The 19,706-nt window shown below is 68.6% G+C and carries 19 protein-coding genes; 10 read left to right on the top strand and 9 right to left on the bottom strand.

Annotation, left to right across the window (positions count from 1 at the left end):
- Nucleotides 1-109: 109 nt before the first annotated feature.
- The 5 genes from ACGFIV_RS11910 to trxA all read left to right on the top strand — a co-directional run bounded on the left by ACGFIV_RS11910 (nucleotide 110) and on the right by trxA (nucleotide 4,768).
- Nucleotides 110-1,618 carry a protein kinase family protein gene (locus tag ACGFIV_RS11910; protein ID WP_358551223.1) on the top strand — a complete coding sequence of 503 codons (1,509 nt, stop codon included), beginning with the start codon at nucleotides 110-112 and terminating at the stop codon, nucleotides 1,616-1,618.
- A 13-nt stretch (nucleotides 1,619-1,631) separates the two neighbouring features.
- Nucleotides 1,632-2,276: an RNA polymerase sigma factor SigM gene (gene sigM, locus ACGFIV_RS11915; RefSeq protein ID WP_358551221.1), complete on the top strand. Its 645-nt coding sequence runs from the start codon at nucleotides 1,632-1,634 to the stop codon at nucleotides 2,274-2,276.
- The gene (locus ACGFIV_RS11920) at nucleotides 2,266-3,258 is read left to right on the top strand and encodes a zf-HC2 domain-containing protein (RefSeq protein ID WP_358551219.1); all 993 of its coding nucleotides are present in this window, start codon (nucleotides 2,266-2,268) and stop codon (nucleotides 3,256-3,258) included. Before sigM ends, ACGFIV_RS11920 begins: the two co-directional genes overlap by 11 nt.
- A 237-nt stretch (nucleotides 3,259-3,495) precedes the next feature.
- Nucleotides 3,496-4,431, top strand: a complete 936-nt coding sequence (gene trxB / locus ACGFIV_RS11925; RefSeq protein ID WP_358551217.1) for a thioredoxin-disulfide reductase — start codon at nucleotides 3,496-3,498, stop codon at nucleotides 4,429-4,431.
- Between the two features lie 13 nt (nucleotides 4,432-4,444).
- On the top strand, nucleotides 4,445-4,768 hold the full coding sequence (gene trxA / locus ACGFIV_RS11930) for a thioredoxin (RefSeq protein ID WP_358551215.1): 324 nt from the start codon (nucleotides 4,445-4,447) through the stop codon (nucleotides 4,766-4,768).
- 123 nt (nucleotides 4,769-4,891) lie between these two features.
- On the opposite strand, the gene ACGFIV_RS11935 is transcribed toward trxA, so the two are convergent.
- Nucleotides 4,892-5,509: a GNAT family N-acetyltransferase gene (locus ACGFIV_RS11935; RefSeq protein WP_358551213.1), complete on the bottom strand. Its 618-nt coding sequence runs from the start codon at nucleotides 5,507-5,509 to the stop codon at nucleotides 4,892-4,894.
- Nucleotides 5,510-5,811: 302 nt separating this feature from the next.
- Here ACGFIV_RS11935 and ACGFIV_RS11940 point away from each other — a divergent pair, with 302 nt between their 5' ends.
- The 3 genes from ACGFIV_RS11940 (at nucleotide 5,812) to ACGFIV_RS11950 (ending at nucleotide 9,314) form a co-directional block, all read left to right on the top strand.
- The gene (locus ACGFIV_RS11940) at nucleotides 5,812-7,155 is read left to right on the top strand and encodes a PLP-dependent aminotransferase family protein (protein WP_392834258.1); all 1,344 of its coding nucleotides are present in this window, start codon (nucleotides 5,812-5,814) and stop codon (nucleotides 7,153-7,155) included.
- A 73-nt stretch (nucleotides 7,156-7,228) separates the two neighbouring features.
- A complete protein-coding gene (locus tag ACGFIV_RS11945; protein WP_358551211.1) occupies nucleotides 7,229-8,179 on the top strand; it encodes a D-alanine--D-alanine ligase in 951 nt (316 codons plus the stop codon).
- Between the two features lie 88 nt (nucleotides 8,180-8,267).
- A complete protein-coding gene (locus tag ACGFIV_RS11950; protein WP_358551209.1) occupies nucleotides 8,268-9,314 on the top strand; it encodes a beta-eliminating lyase-related protein in 1,047 nt (348 codons plus the stop codon).
- A 248-nt stretch (nucleotides 9,315-9,562) separates the two neighbouring features.
- Here the strand turns inward: ACGFIV_RS11950 and ACGFIV_RS11955 are convergent, their stop codons facing one another.
- The 8 genes from ACGFIV_RS11955 to rpmH all read right to left on the bottom strand — a co-directional run bounded on the left by ACGFIV_RS11955 (nucleotide 9,563) and on the right by rpmH (nucleotide 15,364).
- Nucleotides 9,563-10,528: a ParB/RepB/Spo0J family partition protein gene (locus tag ACGFIV_RS11955; protein WP_358551207.1), complete on the bottom strand. Its 966-nt coding sequence runs from the start codon at nucleotides 10,526-10,528 to the stop codon at nucleotides 9,563-9,565.
- Nucleotides 10,529-10,668: 140 nt separating this feature from the next.
- Nucleotides 10,669-11,484: a ParA family protein gene (locus ACGFIV_RS11960; protein WP_358551244.1), complete on the bottom strand. Its 816-nt coding sequence runs from the start codon at nucleotides 11,482-11,484 to the stop codon at nucleotides 10,669-10,671.
- A 257-nt stretch (nucleotides 11,485-11,741) separates the two neighbouring features.
- Nucleotides 11,742-12,431 carry a 16S rRNA (guanine(527)-N(7))-methyltransferase RsmG gene (gene rsmG, locus ACGFIV_RS11965; protein ID WP_358551205.1) on the bottom strand — a complete coding sequence of 230 codons (690 nt, stop codon included), beginning with the start codon at nucleotides 12,429-12,431 and terminating at the stop codon, nucleotides 11,742-11,744.
- 460 nt (nucleotides 12,432-12,891) lie between these two features.
- Nucleotides 12,892-13,395, bottom strand: a complete 504-nt coding sequence (locus ACGFIV_RS11970; protein ID WP_358551203.1) for a R3H domain-containing nucleic acid-binding protein — start codon at nucleotides 13,393-13,395, stop codon at nucleotides 12,892-12,894.
- A 27-nt stretch (nucleotides 13,396-13,422) separates the two neighbouring features.
- Complete coding sequence (gene yidC / locus ACGFIV_RS11975; protein WP_358551201.1) at nucleotides 13,423-14,382, bottom strand: membrane protein insertase YidC; 960 nt, start codon at nucleotides 14,380-14,382, stop codon at nucleotides 13,423-13,425.
- A 4-nt stretch (nucleotides 14,383-14,386) separates the two neighbouring features.
- A complete protein-coding gene (gene yidD / locus ACGFIV_RS11980; RefSeq protein WP_358551242.1) occupies nucleotides 14,387-14,620 on the bottom strand; it encodes a membrane protein insertion efficiency factor YidD in 234 nt (77 codons plus the stop codon).
- A 113-nt stretch (nucleotides 14,621-14,733) separates the two neighbouring features.
- On the bottom strand, nucleotides 14,734-15,126 hold the full coding sequence (rnpA, locus tag ACGFIV_RS11985; protein ID WP_358551199.1) for a ribonuclease P protein component: 393 nt from the start codon (nucleotides 15,124-15,126) through the stop codon (nucleotides 14,734-14,736).
- A gap of 100 nt (nucleotides 15,127-15,226) precedes the next feature.
- Nucleotides 15,227-15,364, bottom strand: a complete 138-nt coding sequence (gene rpmH / locus ACGFIV_RS11990; protein ID WP_010849920.1) for a 50S ribosomal protein L34 — start codon at nucleotides 15,362-15,364, stop codon at nucleotides 15,227-15,229.
- Nucleotides 15,365-15,924: 560 nt separating this feature from the next.
- Between rpmH and dnaA the strand changes: the two genes are divergently transcribed.
- Both dnaA and dnaN read left to right on the top strand, forming a co-directional pair.
- A complete protein-coding gene (gene dnaA / locus ACGFIV_RS11995) occupies nucleotides 15,925-17,901 on the top strand; it encodes a chromosomal replication initiator protein DnaA (protein WP_358551197.1) in 1,977 nt (658 codons plus the stop codon).
- A gap of 586 nt (nucleotides 17,902-18,487) precedes the next feature.
- A complete protein-coding gene (gene dnaN, locus ACGFIV_RS12000) occupies nucleotides 18,488-19,624 on the top strand; it encodes a DNA polymerase III subunit beta (protein ID WP_358551195.1) in 1,137 nt (378 codons plus the stop codon).
- Nucleotides 19,625-19,706 lie beyond the last annotated feature (82 nt).

The raw sequence follows: 19,706 nt of genomic DNA on the forward strand, positions 1-19,706 counted from the left end.
ATGGTGCCCTGTGCACGGTGGAGATCGGGCACCACCGGCTGACAAGGAGCAGGAGGGGCGTGGCGGTTTTCGCACGGACATCGCCCACGACCAGGGAGAGGATCGCCACATGAGCGCCCCGGCCGTGGAACCCGGTGGCCGCCTGGCCGACCGGTTCCGCCTGGAAGACCGCGTCAGCGAGTCCGGTGGCGCCACCTTGTGGAAGGCCATCGACGAGGTGCTCGCGCGGCCCGTCTGCGTTCTCACGCTCTCCCCCGACTTCGAGCGGGTGGCCGAGGTCGTCACCGCCGCCCGCGGGGCGAGCCGCCTGACCGACCCCCGCCTGACCCAGGTCTTCGACGCCGCCGAGGAGGACGGGCAGGCCTACGTCGTGAGCGAATGGGTCACCGGCGAGACCCTGACCGACATGGTCTCCTCGGGGCCGATGGCGCCCGAGCGCGCGGCCGCGCTCGTCGCGGAGGCCGCCGAGGCCGTCGCCCACGCTCACGAGGCTGGGCTGGCCCATCTCTGCCTGACCCCCGACCGCCTCATCTGGACCGCCGGCAGCACCGTCAAGCTTCTCGGCCTGGCCGTGGACGCCTCTCTCTGCGACATCGAGAGCGAGGACCCCGCCCGTGAGGACGCCCAGGGCCTCGGCCGCCTGCTCTACACCGCGCTGACCGGTCACTGGCCGGGTGACGGCGAGGTCGACCTCCCGCCGGCCCCGCTCGACGACGGCAAGGTCTGCACTCCCCGCCAGGTCACGGCGGGTGTTCCCGGTTTTCTCGACGCCATCACCTGCCGGGCCCTGCTGCAGGAGCCCCGGCGCGGGCTGCCCGCGCTCGCGACCCCCGCCGCCGTGGCGGAGGCCCTCGCCGAGGTACCGAGGCCCGCCCCCGTTCCGGTGTCGGTGTCGGCGATGCCGCCCGCGCTCAGCCTCCGGTCCGAGGCGCCCGAGGACATCGAGCACACCAGGCCGCCCCGGCAGCAGGTGCCCCATCGCCCTCCGTCTCAGGCCGCCCAGCGACCCTCGGGCGGCATGGCGAACCGGGCGATGATCACCGTGGTGGTCCTCCTGGTCATCGCCGCGGTCGGCATCGGCGCCTGGACTCTGGGCCAGAGCCTCGGCAAGCGGCCGCCGTCGCCCGAGGCGTCCTCCTCGGCGTCGCAGGCGCCCGCCCCGAAGATCATCACGGTGAAGCCGTCGAGGGCCGACGGTTTCGACCCGCTCGGCAGCGACCGTACCGAGCACCCTGAGATCGCCCGCCTGGCCATCGACGGCAAGCCTTCGACCGAGTGGCACACCGACAAGTACGAGAGCGCCGAACTCGGCGGTCTCAAAAAGGGCGTCGGCCTCATTGTGGAGCTGGGCAAGCAGACCACGATCTCCGACGTGGTCGTCTCGCTGGGTGATACGCCCGGGTCCACGGTCGAGCTCAGGGTCGGCGACAGCCCCGACCTGAGCTCATTGAAAACCGCCGCCAAGCAGGAGAATGTCTCAGGAACAGTGACCCTCACCCCGGAAAAGGCCACGAGCGCTCAGTACGTTTTGATCTGGTTTACGCGCCTTCCGGCCTTTGAGGGGAAGTTTCGTGGCACCATCTATGACGTAGTCGTGCACTCTCCCGGATCGGCCTAACAGGACACGCGTTGTGAACCCTCCTCCCGATAGCCCGCCGGCGGCTCAGCACGCCGCACGGTCAGCGTTGTCCGACGCCGACCTGCTGACGAGCCATATCGGCGGTGATCCACACGCCTTCAGCGAGATCGTCCGCCGCCATCGCGATCGCATGTGGGCCGTGGCGCTGCGTACGCTCGGTGACCCTGACGAGGCGGCTGACGCCGTTCAGGACGCCTTCGTCTCCGCCTACCGCAAAGCAGACAGCTTTCGCGGCGAAGCGGCGGTGACCACCTGGCTCCACCGCATCGTCGTGAACGCCTGCCTCGACCGCATGCGCCGCAAGTCCATCCGCCCGGTAGCCGACGACGAGCTCGTCGAGGCCGCCGAGCGGGACACCCCGATACCCGACCAGACAGGTGAGCGAGACGTCTCCATGGAGGTCTCGGCCGCGCTCAAGCTCCTTCCCGCCGACCAGCGAGCAGCCTTGGTGCTGGTCGACATGATGGGCTACTCGGTGGAGGACGCCGCGCAGGTGCTTGAGGTGCCCACGGGCACGATCAAGAGCCGGTGCGCGCGTGGCCGGGCGAAACTCGCCCCGATTCTTTCGCATCTGCGGAACCGATCAGACCTGTCTCGCGTCTCATCCGCGAAGGGAGCAGAACTTCGTGACGGGTGATACGCACTACGACTTGGAGATCCTCGCCGAGCTGGCAGAGGGGCTCCTGGACGACGCTACGGCCGTGCGGGTCCGCGAGCATCTCGCGGTATGCGATCCCTGTGGGGAGAGCCTCGCCGACCTGGCGGCGGTACGCGAGATGCTCGCGGCGATGCCGGTTCCCGCGATGCCCATGGGCGTCGCGCTCCGCATCGACAAGGCCCTGGGCGCAGAGGCGGAGACCAGGCGGGCCGGTGGCGGGCTCAGGCTCGACGAGGCACCCGACTGGGACCGCATCATGGCCGACTCCCCATGGGAGACCGCGCCCTCGGCGCCACGGCCGGCGCCGACACCGATCGTTCCAGTGGTGCCGGCGGCACGACCAGCGCCATCGCTGCCGGAGCCCGCGATCGTGGGGCTGGGTGTCGTGGCCGACGACGGCTCGATCGTCCCGGCCAGGCGCAGGAAGGCGTCGCGGCGCCGTTCGTGGGCGATGCCCGCGGCGGCGAGCGTGGCGGCCGCCGCCGTGATCGGGATCGCCGGAGTGTCGGCGACCATGCTTTCGGCCTCGGGCGACGAGGTGCGGCCCGGTCAAAACCTGGCCCTGCCAAGCGTGTCCTCCAGCCCAGGGGCGACGGATGGTGGACCGACGACCGCGAGCCGCCGCTACGTGATCGGCAGTAGTGGCTTCAACTACTCCAGCGACGTGCTCAACGGCCCTCTGGCGACCTACGTCGGCGCCACGGGTCCTGGGTCGGGAGGCGACGCCTCCGTGGACCCCGCGGTCGCGCGATGCGTGACCAAGATCTCCGAGAGGGTCGGGAAGCGGCTCAACTCAGAGACCGCCGCCAAGCCGATCGGTGTCGACCAGGCCCTCTACCAGGGCAACGAGGCCACGGTGATGGCCTTCTGGAAGGACCGTCTCCGCAACGCCGTCTGGGTGTACGTCGTGGACGGAAACTGCGAGAACATGAGGCGGCCTGCCGTGGGCCGCTGGCAGTAGGGCCCTCCTGACCTGGGCATACAGCCCTTTCCATTCATCTCGTCGAAGTCCCCCGCAGGTGATCCCGGGGGACTTCGTCATGTCCGGGAAGGCGCTTGGCCGTGGAGGGAATCCCGGACGCCTAGGATCTGTTGACGCCACTGCATCGAACAACAGGGAGACGAGGAGCCGGAGCGGCGTGTCGACGCGCACAGGCGGCTCAGCGAACGACCACCATGGGCACGAAAGGCGAGAGGCGTGAGCGACGTCCGTAATGTGATCATCATAGGGTCTGGCCCGGCCGGCTATACGGCCGCGGTCTACGCGGCACGCGCCGATCTCAGCCCGCTCGTGTTCGAGGGCTCCGTCACCGCCGGTGGCGCGCTCATGAACACCACCGAAGTGGAGAACTTCCCGGGCTTCCCCGACGGCATCCTCGGCCCCGAGCTGATGGACAACTTCCGCAAGCAGGCTGAGCGGTTCGGCGCCGAGCTCCTGGCCGACGACGTCACCGAGGTCGACCTCACCCAGAACCCCAAGGTGGTCAAGACCCACACGGAGACCTACCTGGCGAGGACGGTCGTCGTCGCCACCGGCTCGGGATACCGCGAGCTGGGCCTCCCGAACGAGAAGCGGCTCTCGGGCCGAGGCGTCTCCTGGTGTGCGACGTGCGACGGGTTCTTCTTCCGCGACCAGGACATCGTGGTCGTCGGCGGCGGCGACACCGCCATGGAGGAGGCCACCTTCCTCAGCCGGTTCGCCCGGTCGGTCACGGTGGTCCACCGCCGCGACGAGCTGCGCGCCAGCAAGATCATGCAGGATCGCGCCTTCGCCAACGAGAAGATCAGTTTCATATGGGACAGCGAGGTCGTCGACGTCCTGGGCGAGACCAAGGTCTCCGGCGTCAAGATCCGCAACCTCAAGACCGGGGAGGAGACCGAGCTCCCGGTGACCGGCGTGTTCATCGCGATCGGCCACGATCCCCGCAGCGAGCTCTTCAAGGGACAGCTCGACCTCGACGACGAGGGCTACATCCTGGTGGACACTCCGACCACCAGGACGAACATCGACGGCGTCTTCGCGGCCGGCGACGTCGTCGACCACACCTACCGCCAGGCCATCACCGCCGCGGGCACCGGCTGCTCGGCGTCGCTGGACGCCGAGCGCTGGCTCTCGGACCACGCCACCAGTTAAGGGGAGAACCACCTTGGGCGAGATCAAGTCAGTCACCGACGCCACCTTCGCGGCAGAGGTCCTCAATAGCGACAAGCCCGTTCTCGTCGACTTCTGGGCCGAGTGGTGCGGGCCGTGCCGCCAGGTCGCGCCGATCCTTCAGGAGATCGCGACCGAGCACGCCGACAAGCTGACCATCGTGAAGATCAACATCGACGAGAATCCCGCGACCCCGCGTGACTACGGCGTGCTCCAGCTTCCGACGCTGAACGTTTACAAGGGCGGAGAGGTCGTGAAGCAGATCATCGGCGCCAAGCCGAAGGCCATGCTGCTCCGCGAGCTCGACGGCGTCATCTAGACGCCCTGAGGTACGAGCTCGCGCCGTACCTCCGCCTCCTACGGGCGGCCGAGCCCCCTGTGCATACGGGCGCAGGGGGCTCTGTGAGGTCCGGCCGCCGTCCGCCGAGGGGCTGAGATCGCCTCAGACGGGGCGAAGCGCCCGTTCGGGGGACATGGAGCCCAGCAGCCGCTCCAGAGCCACCTCGACGTCCTCACGCCACGAGGCCGCCGTCTTCAGCTCCAGGCGGAGCCTGGGAAAGCGCGGGTGAGGACGAACGGTCTTGAAACCGACCGCGAGCAGATAGTCGGCGGGCAGGACGCAGCCCGGCTGCTCCCACTTGAGGTCGCCGAACGCCTCGATGGCCCGGACGCCACGCCGGGTGAGGTCCTTCGCCACTCCCTGGATCAGCATGCGCCCGAGCCCTCCGCCGGAGAACTCCGGGATGATGTGGGCGGTCATCAGCAGCACGGCGTCCGCGCTCACCGGCGAGGTCGGGAACGCCACCGACCGGGGCACGTAGAGCGGCGGCGCGTACAGGACGAAGCCGGCCGGTACCCCGTCTACGTAGCAGATCTTGCCGCAACTCCCCCATTCGAGCAGGGTCGCCGAGATCCAGGCCTCCTTTTCGAGCCCTGGATCACCCACCATCTGGGCGCGCTCCCCGCTGACGGGATCGAGCTCCCAGAAGACACACCGCCTGCAGCGGCGTGGTAGATCGTCAAGGTTGTCCAGCGTGACATTCACCAGCCGACGCGACACCCCGGGGCCCCCAATCCTTGCGAGACGAACGCGAGTCATGGCGGAAAAGCGCACGAATTACGGCGTCTCCAAACTGGCATGGTAGCCGAGTGAAAGCGGAGTACGGCGGTCCTGGTCATCGAACCTCCTGGCCTGTCGTGCCGTGATGCCTTCTAGCAGGCCAGAAGCCGTGAAAGCCCGATCCCCGGGCGTGGCGAGGAATGGGCTGGTATGCCCAGAAAAGACCCTTCAAGTGATAAATCGGGGAAGGTTCCGGCGCGCTCTGCCGTACTCTGGTCTTTCCGCAATGACCTAGCTCGGCTATGCCTAGGAGGTGGACCGTGACGGAAGAGCAGGATCACGGTCGGAGGAACGCGGCCCAAGGGTCGCGCATCGACGCCTACATCGATCGGTACGCCGCACGGGCAACCGGCATGGTGGCCTCCGAGATCCGAGCTCTTTTCGCCGTCGCTTCGAGGCCCGAGGTGGTCTCGCTCGCCGGCGGCATGCCGTACGTCACGGCCCTTCCCCTCGACACCGTCGGCGAGCTCGTCGCCGACATCGTCGCCCGGCGCGGCACGGTCGCCCTCCAGTACGGCTCCGGCCAGGGTGACCCGCACCTGCGCGAGCAGATCTGCGAGGTCATGCGCCTGGAGGGCATCGACGCCGGCGCGGACGACGTCGTGGTGACCGTCGGCTCCCAGCAGGCCCTCGACCTGGTCACCAGGATCTTCATCGACCCGGGCGACGTCGTCCTCGCCGAGGGCCCCTCCTACGTCGGGGCACTCGGCACTTTCGCCGCCTACCAGGCGTCCGTGGTGCACATCGCCATGGACGACCAGGGGCTCGTCCCCGAGGCGCTCGCGGAGACCATCGAGTCGGTGACGCGTTCCGGCCGCCGCGTCAAGTTCCTCTACACCGTTCCGAGCTTCCAGAACCCGGCCGGGGTCACCCTCAGCGCGGACCGCCGCCACCAGGTGCTGGACATCTGCCAGCGAGCCGACGTGCTCGTCGTGGAGGACAATCCGTACGGCCTGCTGGGCTTCGACGGCGACCCGATGCGGGCATTACGGGCGGACGACCCCGATGGGGTGGTCTATCTCGGGTCGTTCTCCAAGACGCTGGCGCCGGGATTCCGCGTCGGCTGGGCCCTCGCACCGCACGCCGTCAGGGACAAGCTGGTGCTGGCGATGGAGTCCGCCGTGCTGTCGCATTCGAGCTTCTCGCAGCTCGCCGTCGGGCAGTACCTCGCGACTCAGCCGTGGAGAGAGCAGATCAAGTCGTTCCGCGAGCTCTACCGCGAGCGTCGTGACGCCATGCTCGGCTCGCTGGAGGCGCTCATGCCGCCCGGCTGCTCCTGGACACGGCCCGCCGGCGGCTTCTTCGTGTGGATGACACTGCCCGAGGAGCTCGACTCCAAGGCGATCCTGCCACGAGCCGTGGCCGAGAGGGTCGCCTTCGTGCCCGGCACCGGGTTCTACGCCGACGGGTCGGGCGCGCGGAACATGCGCCTGTCCTACTGCTACCCGGAGCCCGACCGCATCCGCGAGGGCGTCCGCCGCCTCGCGGGCGTGGTCCAGCAGGAGCTGATGCTGCGCGACACGTTCGGCACCGGCTCGATGCGCGCCCACGGCGGCGTGGACACACCCGGTCCCGACCTAGCCTGAAGACGACGTACGGCAGGCGCCCCGCCCGACCGGCGGGGCGCTTTCCGGTCCCACGAAGCAAGAAGGGTTCTTGATGAGCGATCTCGGCCACGTGCTGGTGCTGGCAGGCGGACTGTCCTACGAGCGTGAGGTCTCCCTCCGCTCAGGTCGCCGCGTGACCGAGGTGCTGCGTGCCGCCGGGATCGACGTGGAGGCGCGCGACACCGACGCGAGCCTGGTGCCCTCCGTCCTCGCCGACCCGCCCGACGTGGTCTTCGTGACCCTGCACGGTGGCAGCGGAGAGGACGGCGCCATCCGCTCGGTGCTGGAGCTGCTCTCCCTTCCGTATGTGGGGGCGGCGCCCGCGGCCTGCCGCATCGCCTACGACAAACCGGTCGCAAAGACGATGGTCCGTTCTGTCGGGGTTCGCACGCCCGAGGCGGTCGTACTGCCCAAGGAGACCTTCCACGACCTCGGAGCGTCGGCCGTGCTGGCGCGCATCATCGACAGGCTCGGGCTCCCGCTCTTCGTCAAGCCGTCACGCGGCGGGTCGGCCCTCGGGGGTTCCATCGTCCGCAAGGCCGAGGAGCTTCCCGCCGCCATGGTCGGCTGCTTCGCCTACGGGGACACCGCGCTGGTCGAGCAGTACATCGAGGGCGTGGAGGTCGCGGTCTCGGTGATCGACCTCGGGGACGGGCCTGTGGCGCTGCCGCCCGTCGAGATCGTCGCCGACGAGGGCGTCTACGACTACTCCGCCCGCTACACCGCCGGGCACACCGAGTTCTTCGCTCCGGCGCGGCTCCGGCCCGAGGTGGCGGAGGCGTGCTCGGAGCTGGCCGTCACCGCGCACACCGCGCTCGGCCTGCGGGATCTCTCCCGCACCGACCTGATCGTCGACGCGCTCGGCCGGCCGCACTTCCTGGAGGTCAACGTGGCTCCGGGGATGACCGAGACGTCCCTGCTGCCGATGGCCGTGGAGGCCGCGGGCAAGGACCTCGGCGCCATCTGCCGCGGCCTCCTCGAAGCGGCCGTCCGGCGCGCCTGAGTCTCTGGCGCGCCACGGACCGAGGACCGTCGGCCCTTGGGTGCCATGTCCCGCGCGTGCCTGTACGGGCGCGGCGTAGCCTGGCCCCGTGATCGAACCGCTTTACGCCAAGAGCTTCGCCAGCGACAACCACGCCGGAGCGCACCCGGCCGTACTCGACGCCGTCAACGCCGCCAATACAGGGGACGCCCCCGCCTACGGCGACGACCGGTGGACGAGCATCCTCGCCGACCAGATCCGCGCCGAGTTCGGCGACGGCGCCACCGGCCTCGCGGCCCTCAACGGCACGGGCGCCAACATGGTGTCGTTGAGCATGATGCTGGGACGCCGCTACGAGGCCATCATCTGTCCCGACACGGCGCACATCGCCACCCACGAGACGGGGGCCAGCGAGCGGGTCCTCGGGGTCAAGCTCGTGACAGTTCCTACCCCCGACGGCAAGCTGACGCCGGGGGACGTGACCGCGCGGCTCGGCGGCCGGGGCAACATCAGCGAGGTCCAGCCTAGGGTGGTCTCCATCTCGGAGGTCACAGAGCTCGGCACCTGCTACACACCGGACGAGATCGCCGCACTGGCGGACACGGCCCACGCCAACGACATGCTCCTCCACATGGACGGTGCCCGCCTGGCCAACGCCGCCGCCTTCCTCGGGTGCTCTCTGCGGGAACTGACGACCGATGCCGGAGTCGACGTGCTCAGTTTCGGCGCCACCAAGAACGGCGCCCTGGTCGGGGAGGTGGTCGTCGTACTCCGCCCCGAACTCGCCGAGGCCGGCCCCTATCTCCGGCGGCAGACGCTCCAGCTCGCCTCGAAGATGCGCTTCATCTCCGTGCAGCTGTCGGCCCTGCTGACCGGAGAGCTGTGGCGGCGCAACGCCGCCCAAGCGAACGCGATGGCGCGCAGGCTGGCGGACGGTGTAGCCGATCTCCCCGGGCTGAGCCTCCGATGGCCGGTCGAGTCGAATGCCGTCTTCGCCGCGCTTCCCGCCGGGGCGATCGCCGAGTTGCAGTCCCGCTACCTCTTCCACGTGTGGGACGCGCCCAGCGGCGTCGTGCGGTGGATGACCGCCTTCGACACCTCCCCCGAGGACGTGGACACCTTCGTCGCCGACATCCGTCAGGCCCTGAAGAAGTAAAGAGTCCATACCCGGGGCTCCCGGCCTGGGACGGAGTCCATTGCCTCTGGTTGGTGGCTTCTCGCCGTTTCACGTGAAACAGCGAGAAGCCACCACACTCAGGATGTGCTCTCTGGTCGCCTCTAGCGCCCCGTCCGGATGCTTCGGCGCAGAGAAGGGTCAGGCCGTTTCCTCCCGCTGGATCCCGCGGGTTGAACCCGGCCTGGCCGGTGAACCCGCAGGACTCCTGCCTTCAGATCTCCGCGGACTCAGTCGTCCAGGGCGCGGATGGAGTTGGCCGCGCCGGGGGCCATAGCGCCGATGATGCGCTCAAGGTCGTCCATGGTGGCGAACTCGACGACGATGCGGCCCTTGTGCCGGCCGAGGTCGACCTTCACCCGGGTCTCGAAGTGATCGGAAAGCCGGGTGGCGAGGTGCACGAGTGCGGGCTCGGGCGCGTCCTTGGCACGACGCGTCTTGGGAGCGGGGGCCGCGGTCGCCTCCCCCATCGACACGATCTCCTCCACGGTGCGCACGGAGAGGCCCTCGGCGTAGATACGGGCGGCGAGCCGCTCCTGTGCGGCAGGGTCGCTGAGACCGAGCAGCGCCCTGGCGTGGCCCGCGCTGATCGTGCCGGCCGCGACCTTGAGCTGGACGTTGGCGGGGAGATTGAGGAGGCGCAGCGTGTTGCTGATGTGCGAGCGGGAACGCCCGACGCGCTGGGCGAGCTGCTCGTGGGTCGCGCCGAAGTCGTCCAGGAGCTGCCGGTAGGCCGCGGCCTCCTCCAGCGCGTTCAGCTGTTCCCGCTGGAGGTTCTCGATGAGCGCGTCGCGCAGCAGCGCGTCGTCCTGGGTGCTCCGGACGATCGCCGGAATCTCCTTGAGGTCGAGGAGCTGGGAGGCGCGCCAGCGCCGCTCCCCCATGATGAGCTCGTAGCGTCCCCCGCCCACCGAGCGCACCACGATGGGCTGGAGCAGCCCCACCTCCCGGATCGAGTCAGCCAGCTCACGCAGGGCGTCCTCGTCGAAGATCTCCCGAGGCTGCCGGGGGTTGCGGGTGATCGCTTCGAGAGGGATCTCCATGAAGTAGGCACCCGCGACCGGCCTCAGCCCGTCATCCGATGCAGGCGAGGTCTCCGGAGCCGCTCCCGTCGCACCCGGAACCTCGACGACCGGCCCGGTGGGGATCAGGGCTCCGAGTCCCTTCCCCAGTCCACCACGCCTCTGCTGGGCCACGAATCCTCCTCGCCGACAACCCGCTCGCAGGGAGACGGCCACCATCGGCGCCGTCTCTGCCCGCCGCGTCCTAATTGATCCTGACGTTCGATCGAACCCGGCGCGGGACACTCCCAGGAGAGTACCGCTGCCGGGCGGGGTCAGCTTCCCGCCATCGCCGCGGCGCGGAAGGCGATCTCCCTCGCCGCATCCATGTAGGCCATGGCACCGCTGGAGCCCGCGTCGTAGGTCAGCACGGACTGACCGTAGCTGGGCGCCTCGGACACGCGGACGCTGCGCGGGATCACCGTTTTGAGCACCGTGTCACCGAAGTGCGTACGGACCTCCTCGGCCACCTGCGAGGCCAGTCGCGTACGGCCGTCGTACATCGTGAGCAGGATCGTGGAGACCCGGAGCGCCTGGTTCAGGTGGACGCGGACGAGCTCCACGTTCTGAAGGAGCTGGCTGACCCCCTCCAGCGCGTAGTACTCGCACTGGATCGGGATGAGCACCTCCTCCGCCGCGACCATGGCGTTCACGGTCAGCAGTCCGAGCGAGGGCGGGCAGTCGATGATGATGTAGTCGAGCTCGATCGTGTCGAACGCCTCCAGGGCCCGCTTGAGCCGGGCCTCCCTGGCGACCAGCGACACCAGCTCGATCTCGGCGCCGGCCAGGCCGATGGTCGCCGGCGCGCAGTAGAGGTTCGGCATGTCGGGGACCGGGCTGACGATCTCCCCGAGGGCGAGGTCATCGACCAGCACGTGGTAGACCGAGGGGATGTCGCCCCGGTGCTCCACCGACAGGGCGGTCGACGCGTTGCCCTGCGGGTCCAGGTCGACGACGAGCACTCGCTGGCCGTGCATCGACAGCCCGGCCGCCAGGTTCACGGCCGTCGTGGTCTTGCCGACGCCGCCCTTCTGGTTGGCGATGGTGATGACGCGCTGTTTGGGAGGGCGGGGCCAGTCGCCCTCCTGCATGGGTGAGGAATAGCCGATGGAAGCGGCGGCCACGGGAGCGGATGGAGCTGTTTCACGTGAAACCACTGAGCTGAGCGCCTCTCGGACCAGCGGCGAATCGCCGGGGTTAAGGGGGGGCTGTGACACGGTCGTCGTCCTTTCAACCGGCGTGGCAGCAGCAGGGGAGGAAGGCCAGCCGAGACCCGAAGGCCTGCCGCCAGAAGAGGAGACATGACCGACCGGCCAGCCAAGGCCGCCTGCCGCATCCGGCATAACCGTCACCTCTTCCGTCGGCGCCGCGTACCCTGCGCAATTCGAGCTGGCGAGTGTCCGGCGACCACCCGGACGAGAGTCGCGGGCGGATCGACCTTACCGCGCCCGACCGTGACAAGCTCGGCGGTCGCAGCACCATAGGACCGCAATTGCCGCGCGGCGGCGTCCAGTTCCTCGGCCGCACGCTCTCCCTTCATCGCCAGAAGCTGGCCGCCCTCCCTGAGAAGTGGCATCGACCACGACAGAAGACGGTCGAGCGGCGCCACGGCGCGAGCCGAAGCGACGTCGAAGACCTGCTTCCCCGCCAGTTCCTCGGCGCGCCCGCGCACCACCTCCACGTTGGTCAACTTCAGCTCGTCCACGCACTCCCTGAGGAACGTCGTCCTGCGGAGAAGGGGCTCCAGGAGGGTCACCCGCACGTCGGGCCGTACGATCGCCAGGACGATGCCCGGAAGCCCCGCGCCGGAGCCGATGTCGACGAGGTGGGCACCCTCGGGCACCGCTTCCGCCACCACCGCGCAGTTCAGCAGGTGCCGGTCCCAGATTCGAGGGATCTCCCTCGGCCCGAGAAGCCCCCGCACCACGCCGGGGCCGGCCAGCATTTCCGCGAACGCCTGGGCCCGGGGCCAGGCCTCACCGGTGAAAACCTCGCGCGCCACAGCGGGCGCGTCGGGCAGTTCGTCGCTTTCCGCCATCACTCACTCAACTAGAACGGTCACAACATCTCCGCGTAAGGGTAGCCGTCCTGGCACTCCTCCCCGCCTGCGACGCGTCGGTCGTACGACCTGGAGCCGTATGTCCTGTCGCTACCGGGTCTCTGGACCGCGGGCCGCGAGCCCCCGCACCTGGACGAGCACGCAGGAACGCCCTGCGGCACGCAGGGAATGGCGAAGGCAATGGGCGGCTCAAGAAGAGTACGAGATTCCGGAAACCGGGAGAAGGCCACCGCCGACCGACACGACGGGACCGTTAGAACGGAGGAGACGCATCGGAAGCCCGGCCTCGCCTCGACCAGGAGAGCCTGGAAAGCCGAAGGGCCGCCGATCCGATGGATCGGCGGCCTGAATGCGCACGTCTGGCGATCGCTCCGGCCCCGAGCGGGAAGGGTCTCACCCCACCCTGCCGGAAACCCCCTGCGGCGGACGGGCGGCGGCGCTACGCGGGCAGGACGACGACGAAACGCTCGGGCTCCTCGCCCTCGGACTCGCTCCTCAGCCCCGCCGCCGCGACGGCGTCGTGCACGATCTTGCGCTCGAAGGGCGTCATCGGCTGGAGGGACTTCGCCTCTCCTGAGCGCTTGACGTCCTCGGCGGCCTTGGCGCCGAGCTTGCTCAGCTCCACGCGGCGCCCCTGGCGGTAGCCCGCGACATCCAGCATCAGGCGCGACCGCTCGCCCGTACGGCGGTGCACGGCGAGACGCGTGAGCTCCTGCAGCGCCTCCAGCACCTCACCGTTGGCACCGACGAGGTCGCTTCCCTTGATGTCGACGACGGACACGAGGGCGCGGTCGCCTTCGACGTCCATGTCGATGTCGCCGTCGAGGTCGGCGATGTCCAGCAGCCCTTCGAGGTAGTCGGCCGCGATCTCACCTTCCTGTTCGAGGGCGGCGATGTCGGGCGCGGCGGCCTGGGGGGCCTGCTCCTCGTTGACTTCGGTCACGTCCGGACTCTCCTTCAAGACAACCGGCTACGGCTTCTTAGTACCTGTGCGCTTGCTGCGCGGCTGCCGGGTGGGCTGCTGGCGGATGACCTTCTGCTCGGGCTCCGGCTGCGGAGCGTCTTCGGGCTCCTTGGCGGCCTTGCTCGGCAGGATCTTGCTCAGCAGCCCTGGCTTGGGCTCAGGCTCCACCACGTTGCCCTTGGCGTCGACGACCGGCATCGGATGCCGGCTGTAGAACCAGTGTTGCTGACCGAGGGTCCACAGGTTGGTGGTGACCCAGTAAAGGATAAGCCCGAGCGCGAAGTTCAAGCTGAAGATCGCGAACAGCGGCGAGATGTACATCAGGATCTTCTGCTGCTGCGCCATGGGGTTGTCCGGCATCTGCGCCATCGACCGGGTGACGCTCTGGCGCACCGTGAGGAAGGTCGTGGTCGAGCTGATCGCCACGAAGATGCCAAGGACGATCTTCGTGAGGATGGGGTCGGCGCCGAAGGCGTGGATCTCGGCGGAGCTGGTGAAGAACGTCGCCGGGATCGGCGCCCCGAAGATGTGCCCGGCACGAGCGCTGTCCACGAGCTGCTGGGTCATGCCGTGGGCGGCCTTGTCCTCGGCGATCGCCCTCAGCACGGTGAACACGGAGATGAAGATCGGGAACTGCGCCACCACGGGGAGGCAGCCACCGAGGGGGTTGGCTCCCCCCTCCTGGTAGACCTTCATGACCTCCTGGTTCATGCGCTGCTTGTCGTTCTTGTACCGCTTGCGAAGCTCCTGCACCTTGGGGGCGAGCTCCTGCATCTTCTTCGACGAGCGCATCTGCTTGAGGAAGAGCGGGAAGATCAGCAGACGCATCAGCACGGTCAGCGTGATGATGGTGAGGGCCCAGTTGAGCCCGTTGTCTGGGGGAATGATGACGCTGTAAGCCGCGTGAATCCAGGCGATCACCGTAGCGACCGCTGTATACAGCGGCTCCAGGAATGACAGCTCCACCGAGCTAGCTCCCTTGCGTTTCGTCGTGGGACCGGACCGGGCGCGGAGGCACCGGGTCGTAACCTCCCGGGTGGAAGGGGTGGCAACGCCCGATTCGCCTGGAGGTCAGCCACAGCCCCCGCAACGCGCCGTGGACGGCGATCGCTTCGAGGCCGTAGGCGCTGCAGGATGGTTCGAAGCGGCATCGCGGCCCAAGGAGGGGGCTTATGAAGGCTCGATAGAACCGGATCGGGAGCATGAGGACCCGGGCCGCCGGAGAGATCTCCGGAGACTGCGTGCTCACGGTCGCACTCGGCAGAGGGAGGCTCGCTCCGCCCGCGTCCCGCTCTCTCGCCTCCGGGTCACCGCTGCTCATGCCTGTCCATCCGTCGCGGCCGGACGATCGGATCGTCGCCCAGGCACCCGTCGCCCGATCAAACGATCCAGCGCGACGTCGAGCTCGGCGGCGAGGTGCTCGCTTCGCGCGGACGCCGCCTGTGGATTGGCGCGTACAACAAGCAGGCTACCTCGCGGTAGGGAGTGCAGGCGGTGGCGCATCAGGTGCCTCAGCCGGCGCTTGACGCGGTTCCTGACGACCGCGCCGCCGACGGCCTTGCTGACCACGAAACCCACCAAGGGCGGATCCTGCGGGTTTCCCCGGGTGCTCAGGTGGGCGACCAAGGTGGGGCGTCCAGCGCGCTTTCCTCCCCGGATGGCGCTCGCGAACTCCTCGCCACGGCGCATACGGGAAGCGGACGGCAGCACGAATGGACCTGCTTTCGGACGGACACGGGCCCGGGTACGGCTATCGCCCGCCGGTCAGTTCCGACGGGCGAGGAAACCACGCACCGGGCTCTCCGCGCTGTCAGGCGGAGAGCTCCGCGCGGCCCTTGCGACGGCGGGCGGCGAGGATGGCACGGCCGGCCCGCGTGCGCATGCGCAGCCGGAAGCCGTGGGTCTTCGCGCGGCGACGGTTGTTCGGCTGGAAAGTACGCTTGCTCACGAGTGGGCTCCAGGCTTGAGTTCACCCGCACACGGTGCGAGCGATTGACACACAGGGCAAGGCCTATCGAATGCGTGGGCACGCCAAAGTGCCGTCGCGCGACAAGCCGACCGTCGTACGTTACGGGGCGAACAGGCCAAAGGTCAAACCAGAACGGCCGAGCAGCATGTCTCGCCCAAGGTTATCCACTATTCCACAGCCCCTGTATCCACCGCCGCCGCGTCGTCCACAGTATGTGCACCATGCCGCCCCCAACCTGCCACTAGGCTGTGGACAACGTCTTGAACAGGGATGTGCACAACGCTACTGTCGGCCCTCCAGACCTTTCCCCTCCATGTCATCGATGTGCTTGTACGCACGTCTGAGTGTTGTGGACACTGTGTGGACCGTATGTGGACAGCGTGTGGACCCGGTGTGGACCGCCGAAAGGAGCCTGCGGACAACGCTGTGGGGACAGCCGCGAGGCCCGGCGCCGACGGAGCTTGCTCCGGCAGGCGTTCATGTGGATAACGAATCGCGGCGAGCGTGCGGGGGCCGCGTAAGGGAGGAGGGGCCGACCAATGGATGGCGTCGACCTCGGTCCGTTGTGGGCCCGGGCGCTGGAGAGCTTCGCCGAAGGAAGCGTCCCGCCTCAGCAGCGCGCCTGGCTCAACATGACCCGGCCTTTCGGGCTGGCCAACGACACGATCATCCTCGCGGCGCCGAACGACTTCGCCAAGGACGTCCTTGAGACCAAGCTCCGTCCCCTGATCGCGCAGGCGCTCTCGCAGGAGTTCGGCCGGCCGATGCGCGTGGCCGTCATGGTCGACCCGATGACCGGCGCGGGTGAGGACCCTGAGCCGAGGGCCGACGGATATCCACAGGCATCCCCGACCGGTTATCCCCATGGTGGACAACCGCAGCCCGGGTACGGACAGCCTGGCAGGCAGGGCCTCATGGGCCAGCAGCCCTTTCCCGACCAGGGCGCGTCCACCGACTATCCACAGGGCCGGCCACAGGGGCAGCCCTTCTCCTATTCCTATGGGGGCAACTCCGAGGAGCCCTATCAGGGCAACCCCGGGGTGCCCTCCCAGCCGTATCCCCAGGACGGCTACCAGACTCAGGGCCAGGCCGGCCAGGAGCAGCCCCCGGCCCCCCAGCAGGAAGCCCCGCCGTCCCAGCCGTACCCCCGCGGCGACGGGTCGCAGTCCTTTCAGCGCGGCGACGCCGCGCAGCCCTTTCCCCGTGGCGACGCCCAGCAGCCGTACCCTCGCGGTGAGACGCCCCCGCCGTTCCCGCGCGGCGAGGCCCAGCCGCCGTACCCCCGTGGCGAGTCCCCTCAGGCCTACCCCCGGGGCGACGCGTCGCAGCAGTACCCTCAGCAGACCGGGGGATATGGGGCGCAACCCCCGTATTCCGGCAGGCCGGAGAGCCAGGCGCCGCGCCCCCGGCAGGAGCCCGAGACCTACGACCGCCCTGTGCAGAACCGGTGGGACAGCCGTGGCGGCAAGCCCAGCGAGCCCGCCAGGCTGAACCCCAAGTACACCTTCGAGACCTTCGTCATCGGCGCGTCGAACCGCTTCGCGCACGCGGCCGCCGTCGCGGTCGCCGAGGCGCCGGCCAAGGCGTACAACCCGCTGTTCATCTACGGAGACTCGGGGCTGGGCAAGACCCACCTGCTCCACGCGATCGGCCACTACGCGCAGCGGCTCTACGACGGGGCCCGGGTGCGGTACGTCAGCTCCGAGGAGTTCACCAACGACTTCATCAACTCGATCCGCGACCACAAGGCCGACGGGTTCAGGGCCAGATACCGCGCGGTCGACATCCTGCTTGTGGACGACATCCAGTTCCTGGAGGGCAAGGAGCAGACGCAGGAGGAGTTCTTCCACACCTTCAACACGCTGCACAACGCCAACAAGCAGATCGTCATCTCCAGCGACCGGGCTCCCAAGCAGCTGGTGACCCTGGAAGACCGGCTCCGCAACCGCTTCGAGTGGGGTCTGATCACCGACGTCCAGCCGCCCGAGCTGGAGACGCGCATCGCGATCCTCCGCAAGAAGGCGATCCAGGAAGGCCTCGCGGCCCCCGGTGACGTGCTCGAATACATCGCGAGCAAGATCTCCACGAACATCCGCGAGCTGGAGGGCGCGCTCATCCGCGTCACGGCCTTCGCGAGCCTCAACCGTCAGTCGGTCGATCTGCAACTCGCCGAGGTCGTGCTGAAGGACCTCATCACCGAGGACTCCAGCACCGAGATCACGATCGCCACGATCATGGCGCAGACCGCGGCCTACTTCGGGCTCTCGATCGACGACCTCTGCGGGAGCTCCCGCTCGCGCGTGCTGGTGACGGCCCGTCAGATCGCCATGTACCTCGCCCGCGAGCTCACCGACCTGTCACTCCCCAAGATCGGCCAGCAGTTCGGCGGACGTGACCACACGACGGTCATGCACGCCGAACGCAAGATCCGCTCGCTGATGGCCGAGCGCAGGTCGATGTACAACCAGGTCACAGAGCTGACGAACCGCATCAAGCAGAACTCACGCAACGCCTGATGATCCACAGCCTGTGGATATCTCTGTGGATCAGGGCACAGTGCCGGTGAATACCACGAATACCGCCCAAGAAGCGCAACCAAGCAAGCGTACGGCCGGTTCGCGCCGGTCCGCGGCCTGGGGACAACTCTGGGGACAACTTGGGGAAGACCTGGGGACTACCGGTGGACGACCTGGGGACGCCCTGTGGGTAGGGTCGGACGGCGACCCGGAGCACTGCTCTTACCCCGTGGATAACCGGTGGAAACCTCGTGGATGACCGGTGGATGAAGACCCCCCAAACTGGGGACGGCCTGTGCGCAACGCTCGGTTGTCCCCAGGCCGCGCGCGGAAATGCACCGCCCACCCACAGGGCCGGTGGACAAAAAACCGCCGCTGAGCTGCGAAGATATTAGACTTCCACAGTATCCACCCCCCCTAATGAGATGACCTGTATCTCTCTCTATTAAGAACTCAAGACCCATAGAAGGGTTCTGGCGGTCCTCCCGTGCGGGAGGGTGAACACTTGAATCAACGGCGCGGAGCAGTCGAGCCGGGATGAAGACCGCGATCAAGACACAGACGAACCAACAGGAGGCGGATCCACGTGATGTTCCGTGTCGACCGAGACGTGCTCGCAGAGGCGGTCGCGTGGACCGCACGCAGCCTGCCCGCGCGGCCGTCCGTGCCGGTGCTCGCCGGCATGCGGCTGGAGGTCACCGACCAGCAGCAGCTCAAGCTCTCAGGTTTCGACTACGAGGTCTCCGCCGAGGTGACCCTGGAGCTGCAGACCGGTGACCCGGGCCTGGTGCTCGTGTCCGGCCGCCTGCTCGCCGAGATCACCCGTGCCCTTCCCGCACAGCCTGTGGACTTCCTGGTCGAGGGTGCCAAGGCCGTCGTCACGTGTGGCAGCGCCAGGTTCACCCTGTTGACGATGCCCGCCGAGGACTACCCCTCGCTGCCGGCGATGCCCCCGGCCGCGGGCCGGGTCGGCAGCGACATCTTCTCCTCCGCCGTCGCCCAGGTCGCCGTCGCCGCGGGCAAGGACGACACGCTGCCCATGCTCACCGGCGTCCGCATGGAGATCGAGGGCGAGACCGTGACCCTCGCCGCGACCGACCGCTACCGGCTCGCCGTGCGCGAGCTGAAGTGGCAGCCCGACCAGCCCGACTTCTCGTCCATCGCGATGATCCCCGGCAGGACCCTCGCCGACACGGCCAAGTCGCTGACCACGGGCGCCGAGGTCGAGATCGCCCTCAGCTCCACGGGCGGCACCGGCGAAGGCATGATCGGGTTCTCCAGCGCGGGCCGCCGCACCACCACCCGCCTTCTCGACCCCGAGTTCCCCAAGTACCGCTCGCTGCTGCCCACGGAGTTCTCCGCCCACGCCGACCTCGCGACCTCGGCCTTCGTCGAGGCGGTCAAGCGCGTCGCGCTGGTGGCCGAGCGCAACACCCCGGTGCGCCTGGCCTTCCACGGGGGCGAGGTCGTGCTGGAGGCCGGCAGCGGCGACGAGGCGCAGGCCGTCGAGGTGCTCCCGGTCGACTTCGAAGGCGACGACATCAACATCGCTTTCAACCACCAGTTCCTGCTCGAAGGCCTCGGCGCCATCGACTCCGACGTGGCCCGGCTGCAGTTCACCACGTCCACCAAGCCGGCCATCCTCACCGGTGGCAAGCCTGTGGACGACGGCCTCACGCCCGACTACCGCTACCTCATCATGCCCATCCGCCTGTCGAGTTAGGATCCCCGTCGTCCGCCTGATTGGACCCGGCGGGGCGGGGTATGGCGCGTGCGTTGCGTCGTGGATGATGGAGACCTTCACG

The sequence above is a fragment of the Sphaerisporangium sp. NPDC049003 genome (genome assembly GCF_043197795.1).
Taxonomy (GTDB): domain Bacteria; phylum Actinomycetota; class Actinomycetes; order Streptosporangiales; family Streptosporangiaceae; genus Sphaerisporangium.

Bases quoted from the DNA above. Each gene is read 5' to 3' on its own strand.
- ACGFIV_RS11960 (WP_358551244.1), bottom strand. From the start codon at position 11,484: ATGCAGGAGGGCGACTGGCCCCGCCCTCCCAAACAGCGCGTCATCACC.
- ACGFIV_RS11910 (WP_358551223.1), top strand. From the start codon at position 110: ATGAGCGCCCCGGCCGTGGAACCCGGTGGCCGCCTGGCCGACCGGTTC.
- yidD (WP_358551242.1), bottom strand. From the start codon at position 14,620: ATGCTCCCGATCCGGTTCTATCGAGCCTTCATAAGCCCCCTCCTTGGG.
- rsmG (WP_358551205.1), bottom strand. From the start codon at position 12,431: ATGGCGGAAAGCGACGAACTGCCCGACGCGCCCGCTGTGGCGCGCGAG.
- ACGFIV_RS11945 (WP_358551211.1), top strand. From the start codon at position 7,229: ATGAGCGATCTCGGCCACGTGCTGGTGCTGGCAGGCGGACTGTCCTAC.
- ACGFIV_RS11940 (WP_392834258.1), top strand. From the start codon at position 5,812: ATGCCTAGGAGGTGGACCGTGACGGAAGAGCAGGATCACGGTCGGAGG.
- dnaA (WP_358551197.1), top strand. From the start codon at position 15,925: ATGGATGGCGTCGACCTCGGTCCGTTGTGGGCCCGGGCGCTGGAGAGC.